The organism is Exiguobacterium flavidum (assembly GCF_003344535.1).
In the GTDB taxonomy this organism is placed as follows: domain Bacteria; phylum Bacillota; class Bacilli; order Exiguobacteriales; family Exiguobacteriaceae; genus Exiguobacterium_A; species Exiguobacterium_A flavidum.
In genome coordinates this window covers 220,665-235,587 of the sequence record NZ_QPKS01000004.1, presented here as the reverse complement: position 1 = coordinate 235,587, position 14,923 = coordinate 220,665, and the positions used below count along the sequence as shown (strand labels likewise).

The window sequence follows — 14,923 nt, the reverse complement described above, 5'->3', positions numbered from 1 at the left end:
AAGGGACGTTTTCCTTAGAAAGGAGGTGATCCAGCCGCACCTTCCGATACGGCTACCTTGTTACGACTTCACCCCAATCATCTACCCCACCTTCGACGGCTGGCTCCTTGCGGTTACCTCACCGGCTTCGGGTGTTGCAAACTCTCGTGGTGTGACGGGCGGTGTGTACAAGACCCGGGAACGTATTCACCGCAGTATGCTGACCTGCGATTACTAGCGATTCCGACTTCATGCAGGCGAGTTGCAGCCTGCAATCCGAACTGGGAACGGCTTTCTGGGATTGGCTCCACCTCGCGGTTTCGCGGCCCTTTGTACCGTCCATTGTAGCACGTGTGTAGCCCAACTCATAAGGGGCATGATGATTTGACGTCATCCCCACCTTCCTCCGGTTTGTCACCGGCAGTCTCCCTAGAGTGCCCAACTGAATGCTGGCAACTAAGGACAGGGGTTGCGCTCGTTGCGGGACTTAACCCAACATCTCACGACACGAGCTGACGACAACCATGCACCACCTGTCACCGCTGCCCCCGAAGGGGAAACTTGATCTCTCAAGCGGTCAGCGGGATGTCAAGAGTTGGTAAGGTTCTTCGCGTTGCTTCGAATTAAACCACATGCTCCACCGCTTGTGCGGGTCCCCGTCAATTCCTTTGAGTTTCAGCCTTGCGGCCGTACTCCCCAGGCGGAGTGCTTAATGCGTTAGCTTCAGCACTGAGGGGCGGAAACCCCCCAACACCTAGCACTCATCGTTTACGGCGTGGACTACCAGGGTATCTAATCCTGTTTGCTCCCCACGCTTTCGCGCCTCAGCGTCAGTTACAGACCAAAGAGTCGCCTTCGCCACTGGTGTTCCTCCACATCTCTACGCATTTCACCGCTACACGTGGAATTCCACTCTTCTCTTCTGTACTCAAGCCTCCCAGTTTCCAATGGCCCTCCCCGGTTGAGCCGGGGGCTTTCACATCAGACTTAAGAGGCCGCCTGCGCGCGCTTTACGCCCAATAATTCCGGACAACGCTTGCCACCTACGTATTACCGCGGCTGCTGGCACGTAGTTAGCCGTGGCTTTCTCGCAAGGTACCGTCAAGGCGTGAGCATTCCCTCTCACGCTTGTTCTTCCCTTACAACAGAGTTTTACGATCCGAAAACCTTCATCACTCACGCGGCGTTGCTCCATCAGACTTTCGTCCATTGTGGAAGATTCCCTACTGCTGCCTCCCGTAGGAGTCTGGGCCGTGTCTCAGTCCCAGTGTGGCCGATCACCCTCTCAGGTCGGCTATGCATCGTCGCCTTGGTGGGCCGTTACCCCGCCAACTAGCTAATGCACCGCAAGGCCATCCCAAGGTGACGCCGGAGCGCCTTTCATCACGGGACCATGCGGTCTCGTGACAGATCCGGTATTAGCTCCGATTTCTCGGAGTTATCCCAGTCCCTGGGGCAGGTTCCTTACGTGTTACTCACCCGTCCGCCGCTCATTCCATGCGCTTCCCCCCGAAGGGTTCCGCGCGCTTCCTGCGCTCGACTTGCATGTATTAGGCACGCCGCCAGCGTTCGTCCTGAGCCAGGATCAAACTCTCCATGAAGTGTTTGACTTGCTCGTTTTGACGAAGCTTGCGCTTCATTCGTTTTTGTATCCCGTAGGATACGTTTCTGCCTCATCGTTCAGTTTTCAAAGTTCGTCGTGTCGTTGTTAGCGACTTAAATAAGATATCACGGAATAACTTGTCCGTCAATCCCCTTTGTAAAAACTTTTTGTTTCAAGTCACCAGCGCGTGTTGCCCTGTCGACATCAATAAATATACTATCTCAGCATAATAAGGTCAACATATTTTATTGAAATAATTTAAAAAGATTATTTCTTCCTATATTAATGTCGTTCTGTTTTTACGAAACCGGTGCATCACAACACCGGTTCGTATGTGACGAGTTCGACGCCTGCGCCCCGCGTTTGTCTGTAGTCTACCCGCACCATGCCTTTCCTTACGAAGAAATCCATCAAGCTTCCCAGGTCCACCTTCAACTCGGCCAAACGTGAATCGTCCATCAGTTCACTCATCGTCCAGGCACCGGCTTTCCCCCTCATCACGGAGAACAGGTAACGGCCTCCTGACATCACCTTCGATTGGAGAAGGTGCTCCACACCAATCAAAGCGAGATGTATTCGCTGATCGAGCGACTCCTCACTGAGAAGCAACTGTTCATACAGCTTATAGACCTCTGGATCGTAAATGCGTGCCTGTTCCCAAACGACGATTTCAGGGTGCGTCCCCTGCTCCAGCACCGACAGCCGCGCCAAATGATGAAGGGCGTGGTGGACGTGGGTGTAAGAATCATAAAAGCTGTCCCGAGCGAATAAGCTGCGCCCGTCTTGGAATCGACGTAATAATTTCGCGAAAGAAACACCCATCTGAAGACATCTTTCGTCTTCCGGGAAGTTTAGAAGACGTTGCTTCAGACGAAACAGATAATCGTTTCGTTCAAAGACGATCGCGCCTTCAGCAACCCAGTGAAGCGCCCGCCGGTTCGCATTCATGACGATCCATCTCGATAAGACATCCTCATGGACAAGGTGAAGCGAAACACGGATGGCATCGATCCGATAATGTTTGACCGTCCATTCGATCGAAGGGTCTCTCGTCACGATGAGCAGAAGCGTATCGAACTGATCCGTCAATGGATCGCGCGGCTGCCTCTTTCCAACAGCGATGATCCCTAGCGTCTCAGGGTACGCGGCGTATTCCGAATAGATCGTTCGTGTAGCTTGTTCCATGCATTTCCTCACCCTTCTTAATCAATCTTGACCGTTACCATTTTCGACAAAATTCGCCGGTTTCCTGCTTCAGTACACAACGAACAATATGCTAGACTATTCACAGGGGGAATTCAATTGAAGACACGCAGAAAAAATAAAATAAATCGCGCACGAAATATGGCGATGTTCCTCGTATTCGGCGGGATGCTCGTCATGTATGCCGGACTGTTGCTGAAACAGTTCGAGATCGTCATGGTCATCCTGATGCTTCTCGGTTTCGTCATGGTGCTCGCAAGTTCGGCGCTTTACTTCTTGATCGGCATGACTTCGACTAAAGCAGCCATCGTCACCTGCCCAAACTGCGGCAAGGAGACGAAAGTGCTTGGACGAGTCGATATGTGTATGCATTGCGACGAGCCACTTACACTGGATCCGACGCTTGAAGGAAAGGATTTCGACGAGAAATACAACAAACGAGTCCGCCGCTGAGGCCGGACTCGTTTTCGTTTCTCACTGCACGTTTTTTTGACAATCCGGGCAAGTGCCGTACACTTCCAGTCGGTGACGGTTCACCTTGAACCCGGTCAAGTGGGCAGCCACTGCTTCCACGTCGTCAAGGACGGGGTAGTTGAAGTCGACTATTTTGCCGCATTCCTCACAGATCATATGGTAGTGCCGCGTCGTGACGAAGTCGAATCGACTTGAAGCATCACCGTAATTCATCTCCTCGACGATGCCTTTCTCGCGGAAGACCCTGAGATTATTATAGACCGTCGCGACACTCATATTCGGAAAACGATGTTCAAGCGCGCGGTAGATATCATCTGCCGTCGGATGTGTATGCTCCGCAGTCAAGTATTCGAGTATCGCATGACGTTGTGGTGTCATGCGCACACCAGAATCGCGCAACGTGCGCACTGCATGATCCAGCATTTCGTTAGCCACGTCATTCCCTCTCTTCTATCTTTCATTGATTCTCAAATTGTAATCTTTATAAATAGTCTACTCACATTTTCGTTTGCCGTCAACGGCACAGACCTCGATTTGACGGGCATGTTACAATCATTTCGTGATAATATTCACGAGATTTGTGATCGGAGGAATTCACCATGTCTAACACACGCACTACTTCAGAGAAACTTTACGAGCAAGCGCAGGAGTGCATCGTGGGAGGAGTCAACAGCCCTTCGCGCTCCTTCAAGGCGGTCGGCGGCGGAGCACCTGTCTACATGGACCGCGCGCAAGGCGCCTACTTCTATGATGTCGACGGAAACCGCTATATCGATTACTTAGCCGCATACGGCCCGATCATCACAGGCCACGCACACCCACATATCACACAAGCGATCACGAAGGCTTCAGAGAACGGTCTGCTCTATGGAACACCACATCGCCTTGAAATCGACTTCGCCGAGAAATTGCGCCGCGCCATCCCTTCGCTCGAGAAGGTCCGCTTCACGAATTCAGGAACTGAGGCCGTCATGACTACGATCCGTGTCGCACGTGCCTTTACGGGACGAGAGCTCGTCGTCAAGTTCAGCGGATGCTATCATGGCCATTCGGACCTGATGCTGATTGCGGCAGGCAGCGGACCGGCGACCCTCGGTTCCCCTGATTCCGCCGGTGTCACGAAGGCGACAGCGAAAGAAGTCATCACGACGCCGTTCAATGACATCGACGCTTATCGTAAAGTGATGGAAGAGTGGGGAGACCGCGTCGCTTGCGTCCTCGTCGAACCGATTGTCGGGAACTTCGGAATCGTCGAACCGGAAGCAGGATTCCTCCAGGCCGTCAACGAGATCACCCATGAACACGGAGCCCTCGTCATCTACGATGAGGTCATCACGGCCTTCCGCTTCACCTACGGCAGCGCGCAGGAATTGTACGGTATAAAGCCTGACATGACGGCCCTCGGAAAAATCATCGGAGGCGGACTTCCAATCGGCGCATACGGCGGTCGCAAGGAAATCATGGAACACGTCGCACCGCTCGGACCAGCTTACCAAGCCGGTACGATGGCTGGTAACCCGGCATCGATGGCAGCAGGTATCGCCTGCCTTGAATTGCTCGAGCAGGACGGTGTCTATGAAGAATTCGAACGGCTCGGATCCCGCCTTGAAGCCGGCATCCGCGCTGCGGCAGAGAAACACGATGTCACGATCACACTCAACCGCTTGAAAGGTGCTTTGACCGTCTACTTCACTGATGAAATCGTGACGGATTACATCGGGGCAGAGAACTCGGACGGCGAACGCTTCGGCCGCTTCTTCAAGCTCATGCTCGAGGAAGGCATCAACCTTGCTCCGTCCAAATACGAAGCTTGGTTCTTGACGACCGCACACACGGAAGCGGATATCGATGAAACGATCCTCGCTGTCGACCGTGCATTCGCAAAGCTCGACTGATGAAATCAAAAAAGCGCCGCTCTCCTCTACTTGAGGAAGAACGGCGCTTCTAAGACGATCGTCTCAAGGCGTCTCGGCACTTGCCGAGGCGTCTTTTTTTCATTCGACGAGTTCTAGATTTTGAATCGCGTACAGCTCGAAATAGGCACCGCGCTTTCGCATCAGCTCCTCGTGCCGACCCATCTCGGTGATGCGGCCGTTCTCGATGACGACGATCTTGTCTGCGTCCGTGATCGTCGACAGTCTGTGCGCGACGATGAACGTCGTGCGGTCTTTCGCAAGCCGCGCAAGCGAATCCTGGATCATCGATTCACTTTCGAGATCCAGTGCGCTTGTCGCTTCATCAAGAATCAGGATCGGCGGATTCTTCAGGAAGACACGGGCGATGGCAAGGCGTTGTTTCTGTCCGCCTGACAGCTTGACCCCCCGTTCGCCGACAGCAGTCTTGTAACCATTCGGCAGACGTTCGATGAACTCATGGGCGTTCGCCGCTTTCGCCGCAGCGATCACTTCTTCGTCCGTCGCTTCCGGATTCCCCATCTTGATATTGAGCTCGACCGATTCGCTGAAGAGGATCGACTCCTGCATGACCATCCCGATCTGATCCCGGAGACCGCGCAGCTTCAAGTCGCGGATGTCGATACCGTCGAGCGTGATCCGCCCTTCCGTCACGTCATAGAAACGGGGAATCAAGCTGACGAGCGTCGATTTCCCGCCACCTGACATCCCGACGAAGGCTATTCGCTCACCGGCCTGGACGTCGAGCGTCAGCCGGTCGATCGCACGCTCGCCGCCTTCTTCATAAGCGAACGAGATATTCTCGAACTGGACGTTCCCTTTGACGTTGACCGGATCCTTCGCACCGATTTTTTCCGTGATGTCATAGGGTTCATCGAGGAACTCGAACATCCGGTCCATCGAGGCGATCGATTGCGTCAGCGTCGTCGACGAGTTGACGAGACGACCAAGCGGGGCATAGAGACGATCGATATAACCGATGAAGGCGACCATCGTACCGAGCGTCACCTCTCCGTTCAACACGAGGAACGCAGCCGTCCCGAAGATGAGGATCGGGGCGAAGTCCGTGATCGTCGAGACGACGACATACGTCCGGGCGTTCCAGTTCGTATGTCTCAAAGCCGCAGTCAGGAATCCATCGTTTTGTTTCGTAAAGGCACGGTTCTCATGCGGTTCAAGCGCAAAGCTGCGGATGACGGCCATACCGTTGACCCGCTCCGTCAAGTGACCCTGCAGTTCGGCAAGAGCCGCCGAACGTGCTCTCGTCAATCCGCGCAACCGGCCATAGAAGAACTTGACCGCGAATGCATAGAACGGGAGCGGGAGGATCGCGATCAGTGTCAGTTTCGGATCGATCGTCCACATGATGGCGATCGCGATCAAAATCGTGATCATGTCGAGCCAGAGGTTCATCAACCCGGTGACGACGAAATCCTTCGTCAGCTCGACATCGTTGATGATCCGTGAGATGACCTCGCCCGTCTTCGTGTTCGAGTAGAAACGCAGCGACAGCCGCTGGACGTGGTCGAACAGCCGGTTGCGGACGTCGAACAATATCCGCGAGGCCGACCACTGGGCGAGGTACTGCCTGAAGTATTCGAGCGGCGGCTTGACGACGAGGAAGACGAAGACCGCCCCTCCGATGATCCAGGCGAGCGTCTCACCCTTCTCCGCCGCCGGCACCTGATCGCTCGTCAGGATGTTATCGATGATGTACTTATAGAGGAGCGGCAGACCGAGCGGGATCGAGAACTTCAAGATCCCGACGATCACCGTCGCGATGATCTGCTTCTTATAGGGCTTGACGAAGCCCATGTAACGGCGGATAGAACCCGCCTTCTTCTTTGTTGCCTGTTTCATTCTCTTCACTTCCTTCAACTAAAAAAGACGATGGCGAACCATCATCTCCGATACCTCGTTTCATATTCCCGATACCATGTCTCGACAAACGATGGATTGAAGGGGCCGCGGCGGCTCCGAATCCACTGGATGAGCGTCTGGACGTTGTCCTTGAGTATGCGGTCGATCGCTTTCGGATAGTTCATCTCACGGCGATGTTTCTCATATTCGTCCTCGTCGAGGATCGTGTAGGACATGTCCGGATAGACCTTGATATCGAGGTCGTAATCAATGTACTTCAGTGCCCGTTCCTTTTCATCAAACGTCGAAGGTGAACCGAGGTTACAGTAGTAATAAATCCCGTCTTCCCGAATCATGCAGATGACATTGAACCAAAGTTCCGTCGAGAAATAACAAATCGCCGGTTCCCGCGTCCGCCACTGACGTCCGTCCGATTCGCTGACCATGATTCGATCATTGAACCCGATCAGTTCTTCTTCAGTCGATTTAAGCACGAGCGCTTCTTCCCAAACTCGATGTAGACTGCCGTTATGCTTGAAGCTTTGAATCTCGATCTTGCTGCTTGCTTTGGGAAATCGACTCATGTGCTGCTCCTTTCCGATCAATTTCTCTTTCATTATTCATACACTCTCGAAACCATTATACCCATTTTCAGAACGCATGAAAAACGAAAGGATCATATTTCAGGAAATTGACTGGAATCGAACAGGAAACCGTTTCATCAACGCCCTTTCACGCTGCTTGAACATCGGTCTCAAAATGAGCGCTTTTGTCAAAAAAGAGGGGAATATGCTCTTATACAATAATTCGTCCACGGCATAGACGCCGTCTGTCCGCTCTTCGATCCGGTGGACATGACACCACGCGAGAAAAGGAAGCGGGAGCCGAATCCCGATATCGACGAAGCGGTCTTCGGCTACGAGCGGAATCACTGACGTCCAGTTCAACATGACAGGCGGAAACCCGATCTTCAGGTGGATGAGGTTCCCCGTCTGCGTTTTCGTATCGCCGTATGTCCGGACCTTCGGAAAAGTCGTCATGTCCGTCAGTGCCCTGGCATCCGCAAAGAAGATGCGCAACTCCTCTTTCGATGCTCCCGTCTTCGTCTCGTGAAGATAACTATGCATAGGTCATTCTCCTTTCAACAAGCGGTCGACCTTCATCTGGGCGACCGAAATCGGAAGCGATCGATAGGTCTCCTCGTCGACGAGAATCGTCCCTTCCGGCTGTTTGGCTACACGATAGACATCGAGTTCCCAAATACGATGGGAGAAGATGTGCTTCGCACTTCCCACGTATTCGCCTTCTCCCGGCGATTCGACGAGCGGATATTGCCACATCCCCGCGAGCAGACCTTTATCCGGGCGTTGCTCGATTGCGACTTTCCCGTCCTTTTCGTAGACGAGGACGTCGTAACGCAATGTTTCGGTCTTCGTCTTCTTCGTCTTGACCGGGAGTTCAGCCTGTACGTTCCTTTCATAGGCAAAGCAGACATCAGATACCGGACAAAGTCCGCACATCGGGGATTTCGGGGTGCAGACGATCGCACCGAGTTCCATCAGCCCCTGGTTGAAGCTCGATGGGTCTGCCGGATCAATGAGTTCGTGTACGGCCGCCTCGAATATTTTGCGCGTCTTCGGTGCTGCGATATCCTCATAGATTCCGAGCACGCGCGATAACACACGCATGACGTTCCCGTCTACTGCCGGTTCTGGCAGCCCGTAAGCAATCGACAGGACCGCACCGGTCGTATAGGGACCCACCCCGCGCAGGCTCTCGAACAATTCCTTCTCCTCAGGTACGATTCCGCCATATTTCTCGACGACTTCCTTTACCGCGATTTGAAGATTCTTCACGCGGGAATAGTACCCTAAGCCCTCCCAATACTTCAGCAGTTCGTCCGGCTCGATTTCCGCCAGATGGTGCGGTGTCGGGAAGCGCTCGATGAAGCGCTCATAATACGGGATGACCGTATCGACACGCGTCTGCTGGAGCATGATTTCACTGACCCAAATATGATACGGGTTACGTGTTCGCCGCCAAGGCAGATCACGCTGCTCGCGCCGAAACCAGTCGATGAGCTCGACCGTGAAATGTGCTTTGTTGAAGTCTCTGAAATATTCATGGATGAAAGTCAAATTTCTACCTCTTTTCCTGGTCATACGTTATAGTGAAGGCAAATTCTAAGAAGATTTGATTGAATGTCGAGTAATAAAGTTATGAGACAGAGGAGCGATTGCCACTTGGATACAGCTACCCACATCGGAATGGGGCTCTGCCTCTCCGCCATCTCAACCATTGATCCAGATGTCGCAGCCAGTGCGACGCTGTTCGCGGCGATGACGACGACTGCGCTCGTCGGATCGCACGCCCCGGATTTTGATACGATTTTTAAATTAAAAGGAAACAGTGCCTACTTGCGGCAACACCGCGGCAAATCGCACGGGTTGATCGCACTTGTCGCGTGGCCGCTTTTGATCAGCTTGGTCGTCGGCGCCCTGTTCGGGGTAGCCCCTACTTCATTATGGCTGATGGCACAGATTGCTGTCGCCCTTCATGTCTTCGTCGACCTGTTCAACGCATACGGTACGCAGGCGCTTCATCCGATCAAGACGTCCTGGATCGGATGGGGGGTCATCAACACGTTCGACCCGTTCCTGTTCGCCCTCTATTACGGGGCGTTCGGTATCTGGGTTTTGACCGGTGCCGCCGTCGTCATCTTTCCGATACTCGTCGCGATCGTCATCATCTACTATGCGGTCCAGTTCAAGCTGCGAAACGATGCACTCGCCTCGGCCGCCCGCTATTTCGGCGGGGCACATCAGCTCTTCATCTCACCTGGCATGAAGTGGGATGAATGGCATGTCGCAGCCCAACTTCGTGACGAGTATTCCGTCGTCAAGCTGCGCAGCGGGGTCGTCGTCGAGTGCGGCAACTTCCACATCAAGGAAGAACCCCATGGTGATCCGCTGTTCGAACTCGTCAAACAAAACGCGGACCTTCAGGCGTTCCTCGAATTCTCGAAGATTCACACGTACACCGTCTCGCGGAAAGATGGGATCACGGAGTACCGCTTTACGAACTTGCGGTACTTCACGAAGGAAGTCTATCCGTTCGTCGCCGTCGTCCGTATCGACGAGAAGACGAAAAAGATCGTCAGTTCTTATACAGGCTGGGTGTTCAGCGAACGGACCCTTCAAAAGAAACTCATCATTCCCGCTCTATGAGAAAGAGGGTGGCTCAAAAGGAATCACTCGTTTCACGCGTTTTCCTGCAGGAGTCGCGTGAAGCGAGTGATTTTCGTCTGGACGAAAATGCGGGAGCGGATTTGAGATCCGCCCCCGCATTTCGTTTACAGAGAGACTGTTGAGTCCTCCTCTTTCTTCATTGCGGTTCTCGACCTGTCATCAAATGGACGAACTTCTCGTTCGTCGTGTTGAAATGGTGGAGCACTGCACCGTGCTGCTTGATTTGCTGTTCGACATAATGGACCGCGACCGCCTCGCCCTGATACTTCTCTCCAGCCCGTGCCCGCGTGGCTTCGAAATCCTCCCAGAGCACCTCGACCCAAGTCAACGCTTCGGCTGGCGTCAATACTTCATTGACGGCTTCCAGTTCGCAGGCGAGTCGTTCCATCTCTTTCATTCTTTCATTGCTCATACCGTTACCTCCTTGCCAATCACGGACAACGGGAGCGCGACCTCGTTCGCCGTCCCTTCGAAATGTCCCCACCCCATGACTCCGTTGACGAAGTGAAGCTCGAACAGACGGTCTTCATCGGCAATTTGGTAGTGCTTCCCCCGTTCGAACCGGCTCGCGTCGACGAGATAGCTCTCAGCGATGGCGATTTTCCGGACGATCACCTCGACCTCGCTTATGTTCCCGTGCTGTTCCGCTTTTCGTTTCTGCTCGTTCAATTTCGTCGCGAGCATCTCGAGCTCATAACGCGACAGCTGACTCATACGTGTATCCACAAAAATTCCCCCTCTACGGTCTTATTATAGACCGGAAAAGGGGGAATCGTCAGGTCATGACGTCTTCACTTCCTGATTTCTTTTACTCTGCAATGCGTACATCTTCGCGTAGACGCCGCGACGGGCGAGCAGCTCGTCGTGCGGTCCCCGCTCGATGATGCGCCCGTGGTCGAGGACGACGATTTCGTCAGCATCCTTGATCGTCGACAGACGGTGCGCGATGATGAACGTCGTCCGTCCTTTCGTCAACGTCAACAAGGCTTCCTGGATGAGCGCCTCCGTCTCGGAGTCGACGCTTGCCGTCGCTTCGTCAAGGACGAGGATGGCCGGGTCGAAGACGAGCGCACGGGCGAAGCTGATCAGCTGGCGTTCACCAGCCGAGAGCGTCGCACCCTTCTCGATCACGACCTCATCGAGCCCGTTCGGCAGACGATCGATGAAGCGGTCCGCACCGACGGCCTCGACAGCTTTTCGTATCCGTTCTTCCGGGATGTCCGGATTGCCGAGAGTGATGTTCGTTCGAATCGTCCCCGTGAAAAGGAACGGATCTTGAAGCACGATACCCATATGATCGCGTACCGCCTGCTTCGGCAACTCCAACACGTCCTGTCCGTCGATCAACAGGCGTCCTGCGGTCGGATCATAGAAGCGCATCAGCAAGTTCATGATCGAACTTTTCCCGCTTCCCGTATGACCGACGAGAGCGATCGTCTCACCCGGTTTCGCTTCGATGTCGATTTCCTGCAGTACCGGAACGCCTTCATCATAGCTGAACATGACATCCTTGAATTCGACGCGCCCTTTGAAGCGCGGGATTCGTTCCTTCTCTACATCCTCCCCGTCCTCGTCGAGCAACTGGAACATCCGGTCCGCCGAGACGAGCGCCTGTTGGAGCGGCGAAAGCTGGTTCATGATCTGCGTGACCGGCTCGAACAGGCGGGAGACATAGTCGATGTAGGCATACAGGATACCGAGCGAGAGGATGCCTCCCGCTGATATGCTCTGCCCAGCGACGACCCAGATCAAGACGGCGAGAGCGAGGTTCTTCATCGCGTACGAGAGGTTGTGCGTCATCAGCGCGTCGAGCCGGAGCAGCTTGCGGCGCGTCTGATAATTTTCTTCGTTCTTCGCCTCGAATTCTGCGAATACTTCCTTCTCACGCGTATAGGCCTGGATGATCGGCATCGTCTGAATGTTCTCGTTCAACTGTCCGTTCATGTCGGCCACGAGGGCACGAGCCTTGAAGTTGTTCGTCGTCGACAGCTTCTGGAAGATTTTGATCCAGAAGAAGACGATCGGGATGATGACGAGTGAGACGAGCCCGAGACGAACGTCGAGGAAGAACATCGCGACCAGGATTCCCGCCATCGTGATGATGGCTGAGAAGACACGGGCGAGCACGCTCAGATAGAAGTCGCGGATCGTTTCCGTATCGTTCGTCACCCGGCTTACGATCTTACCGATTGGTGTCTGATCGAAATAGCGGACCGGAATCCGCTGCAAGTGCTCGAACACATCGAGGCGCATGCGCTTGACGATCTTATGGGCCGAACGCTGCAGCAGGATTTGCTGGAGCCAGTTCAGTCCGGCTGCGATCACGAGCAGCACGATATAGAGCAGCGACAGCCAAAGGACCGCCTTCAAATCTGAAGAGTAGAAGGAATAGACCTCTCCTTCCGTCAGCTTCTCCGCCCCGGTATACGTATCGACCGTATCACCCCGGGTGACGGTGAGCGTTTCACCCTCGATTTTCCGGACTCCGCCGCTCGCGACGAGGTCAGGTACGAAGTAAAACCCTTTCGCCGTTTGGATGATCGAGATTTCACGGACGATCGAATCGTTCGGAGCATCCTTCTTTTTCGAGAACTCCCGACCGTCATAGGTGACCGTCCCGTCGTTCTCGACTTCGACCCAGTCCTTCTCGATCGCAACGATATGCTCGTCGATGATGATTTTTGCGATATACGGACCTGTCAATTCCGCTCCGACTGCGAGTACGAGCAGGAACAAGCCGAGGAAAATCGGCTTTTTAACCTGCATCGCGTAGCGTACGAGGGAGCGTATCGTCGTCCTTCTTCGCACGGGATCAAGTACGAGTTGATCTTGTTCGCGCATTGGAGCACCTCCTTTTAGGATCATTCATTATTTTTCGTCAGTTTTCTTCACTTTGCCGTTCGAACTGTTCCGCATACCAGCCGCCGAACTTCATCAGCTCTTCGTGCGTACCGCGCTGGGCGATCCGTCCATCCTGCAGGACGATGATTTCATCCGCATGGGCGACGGCCGACAGGCGGTGCGCTACGATCAGCGTCGTCGCGTAACGATTTTGCTGGATCGAGTCGATGATCGCAGCTTCCGTCTTCGCATCGACCGCTGACAATGAATCGTCAAGCAGCATGAGTTCAGGTTTCTTCAGCATGGCGCGGGCGATCGAGAGGCGCTGTTTCTGCCCCCCCGACAGCATAACGCCGCGCTCGCCGACCATCGTGTCGAGCCCTTGTTCAAGGTTCGCGATGTCCTTCGTAAAGGCGGCTAGGCGAATCGCTTCTTGAAGCTCTTCTTCCGTCGCATCCCCCGCACCGAACAGGATGTTGTCGCGGATCGTCTTCGAGAACAGAAGGTGTTCTTGCGAGACATACCCTGTCCACCCGCGAACCGTCTCGAGTGCGATGTCCGCATACGGGTGTCCATTTACTTTCATCATCCCATCATCGAGCGGGTATTCACGCAGGAATTGACGCAACAACGTCGTCTTCCCAGATCCGGTCGGTCCGACGATCCCAATCGTCTTACCCCGTTCGATCGTAAGGTCGATGTTTTCGAGCGACGCCCGCTGAGCCTCCGGGTAGGTGAACGTCAATCCGATCAGCTCGATCCGGTCAGGACGGGCGACCTCGACGCGCGGCGTCGAGACGATGACGGGCTTGACCTTCATCGTGCGCTCGAGTCGGTCGAGACTCGCCGTCCCGCGCTGGACGACGTTGATCAGCTCACCGAACGCGTACATTGGCCAGATGAGCATACCGAGGTAGATGTTGAAGGCGACGAGCTCACCGAGCGTGATGTCATTCTTGAAGACGAGGAGCGTCCCGTAGGAAAGCCCGATCAGGTAACTGATCCCGACGAGCAATTTGATGATCGGCTCGAACAGCACGTCGATCTTCGCGACGTGCATGTTCTTCTCGAATACGTCGTCCGTCACATCATCGAATTTCTTGACGTCGACATCTTCCTGAACGAATGACCGGATCACACGGAGCCCGGAAATCGACTCGACGACCTGGTCGTTCATCGTACCGAACGCATTCTGCGCAGTAATGAAGCGATGATGGATCTTCCCTCCGAGCTTGTTCATCGCATACGCGAGGATCGGCATCGGCAGGAGTGCGGCGAGCGTCAACTTCCAGTCGATCGCGACACCCATCACGACGAGCGTGATCGCTGTCATGTTCAATGAGTCGACGAGCGTCAGGACGCCGAATCCGGCGGTCCGTTCAATCGACTTCAAGTCGTTCGTAGCGAGCGCCATCAGGTCACCCGTCCGATTCTTTTGATAGAAGGACGGCGTCAGCTTGAGCAGGTGCGCGAAGAAGCGGCTCCGCAACGTCCGTTCGAGCAGGAAGGCAGTCCCGAACAATTTCGAGAGCCACGTGTACGTCAGGATGAATGAGGTCACGGTGAGCGCAAGCAGCGTTCCGACGAGTTTGATCAACTCAGTCCGGTCGAGCGAACCGGTCCGCAGACCGTCGATCGCCTGGCCGACGAGCCACGGTATCATCAAATCGAAGAAGCCGGCGAGAATAAGCAGGATGACTGCCGTCAAATAGGACTTCTTGTGTTCTTTTAGAAACCAGCTCAATTGGCGAAATAATCGCATGGTGGTCCCTCCTTTTTTTCTAATCTTCTCTCTCTTTATC

At 54.2% G+C, this 14,923-nt stretch carries 13 protein-coding genes and 1 rRNA gene; 3 read left to right on the top strand and 11 right to left on the bottom strand.

Going from position 1 to position 14,923, the window contains the following annotated elements:
* Positions 1-18 precede the first annotated feature (18 nt).
* Both DFG60_RS05745 and DFG60_RS05740 read right to left on the bottom strand, forming a co-directional pair.
* Positions 19-1,580 (bottom strand): 16S ribosomal RNA (locus DFG60_RS05745).
* Between the two features lie 317 nt (positions 1,581-1,897).
* The gene (locus tag DFG60_RS05740) at positions 1,898-2,767 is read right to left on the bottom strand and encodes a nucleotidyltransferase-like protein (protein ID WP_114570780.1); all 870 of its coding nucleotides are present in this window, start codon (positions 2,765-2,767) and stop codon (positions 1,898-1,900) included.
* Between the two features lie 117 nt (positions 2,768-2,884).
* Here DFG60_RS05740 and DFG60_RS05735 point away from each other — a divergent pair, with 117 nt between their 5' ends.
* Positions 2,885-3,238 (top strand): DUF2614 family zinc ribbon-containing protein, encoded by a 354-nt coding sequence (locus DFG60_RS05735; protein ID WP_114570779.1) that lies wholly within the window; start codon positions 2,885-2,887, stop codon positions 3,236-3,238.
* 21 nt (positions 3,239-3,259) lie between these two features.
* On the opposite strand, the gene perR is transcribed toward DFG60_RS05735, so the two are convergent.
* The gene (perR, locus tag DFG60_RS05730) at positions 3,260-3,682 is read right to left on the bottom strand and encodes a peroxide-responsive transcriptional repressor PerR (protein WP_198661556.1); all 423 of its coding nucleotides are present in this window, start codon (positions 3,680-3,682) and stop codon (positions 3,260-3,262) included.
* Positions 3,683-3,858: 176 nt separating this feature from the next.
* Here perR and DFG60_RS05725 point away from each other — a divergent pair, with 176 nt between their 5' ends.
* Positions 3,859-5,154 carry a glutamate-1-semialdehyde 2,1-aminomutase gene (locus tag DFG60_RS05725; protein ID WP_114570777.1) on the top strand — a complete coding sequence of 432 codons (1,296 nt, stop codon included), beginning with the start codon at positions 3,859-3,861 and terminating at the stop codon, positions 5,152-5,154.
* Positions 5,155-5,253: 99 nt separating this feature from the next.
* On the opposite strand, the gene DFG60_RS05720 is transcribed toward DFG60_RS05725, so the two are convergent.
* From DFG60_RS05720 to mutY, 4 genes are all read right to left on the bottom strand, one after another.
* On the bottom strand, positions 5,254-7,032 hold the full coding sequence (locus DFG60_RS05720; protein ID WP_114570776.1) for an ABC transporter ATP-binding protein: 1,779 nt from the start codon (positions 7,030-7,032) through the stop codon (positions 5,254-5,256).
* A 41-nt stretch (positions 7,033-7,073) separates the two neighbouring features.
* Positions 7,074-7,616: a nucleoside tri-diphosphate phosphatase gene (gene ntdP, locus DFG60_RS05715; RefSeq protein WP_114570794.1), complete on the bottom strand. Its 543-nt coding sequence runs from the start codon at positions 7,614-7,616 to the stop codon at positions 7,074-7,076.
* A 99-nt stretch (positions 7,617-7,715) separates the two neighbouring features.
* On the bottom strand, positions 7,716-8,159 hold the full coding sequence (locus DFG60_RS05710) for a hypothetical protein (RefSeq protein WP_114570775.1): 444 nt from the start codon (positions 8,157-8,159) through the stop codon (positions 7,716-7,718).
* A gap of 3 nt (positions 8,160-8,162) precedes the next feature.
* Complete coding sequence (gene mutY / locus DFG60_RS05705; RefSeq protein WP_198661552.1) at positions 8,163-9,170, bottom strand: A/G-specific adenine glycosylase; 1,008 nt, start codon at positions 9,168-9,170, stop codon at positions 8,163-8,165.
* A gap of 105 nt (positions 9,171-9,275) precedes the next feature.
* Here mutY and DFG60_RS05700 point away from each other — a divergent pair, with 105 nt between their 5' ends.
* Complete coding sequence (locus DFG60_RS05700; RefSeq protein ID WP_114570773.1) at positions 9,276-10,259, top strand: metal-dependent hydrolase; 984 nt, start codon at positions 9,276-9,278, stop codon at positions 10,257-10,259.
* Between the two features lie 157 nt (positions 10,260-10,416).
* On the opposite strand, the gene DFG60_RS05695 is transcribed toward DFG60_RS05700, so the two are convergent.
* From DFG60_RS05695 to DFG60_RS05680, 4 genes are read right to left on the bottom strand one after another with little or no spacing between them, the layout of a single operon-like run.
* Entirely contained in the window at positions 10,417-10,692 is a 276-nt protein-coding gene (locus DFG60_RS05695; RefSeq protein ID WP_114570772.1) for a YfhJ family protein, read from the bottom strand.
* Positions 10,689-11,006, bottom strand: coding sequence for a DUF1811 family protein (locus DFG60_RS05690; protein ID WP_114570771.1), 318 nt, complete (start codon positions 11,004-11,006; stop codon positions 10,689-10,691). Before DFG60_RS05690 ends, DFG60_RS05695 begins: the two co-directional genes overlap by 4 nt.
* Before the next feature lie 54 nt (positions 11,007-11,060).
* Positions 11,061-13,121, bottom strand: a complete 2,061-nt coding sequence (locus DFG60_RS05685; protein ID WP_114570770.1) for an ABC transporter ATP-binding protein — start codon at positions 13,119-13,121, stop codon at positions 11,061-11,063.
* Between the two features lie 37 nt (positions 13,122-13,158).
* The gene (locus tag DFG60_RS05680) at positions 13,159-14,883 is read right to left on the bottom strand and encodes an ABC transporter ATP-binding protein (RefSeq protein WP_114570769.1); all 1,725 of its coding nucleotides are present in this window, start codon (positions 14,881-14,883) and stop codon (positions 13,159-13,161) included.
* Positions 14,884-14,923 lie beyond the last annotated feature (40 nt).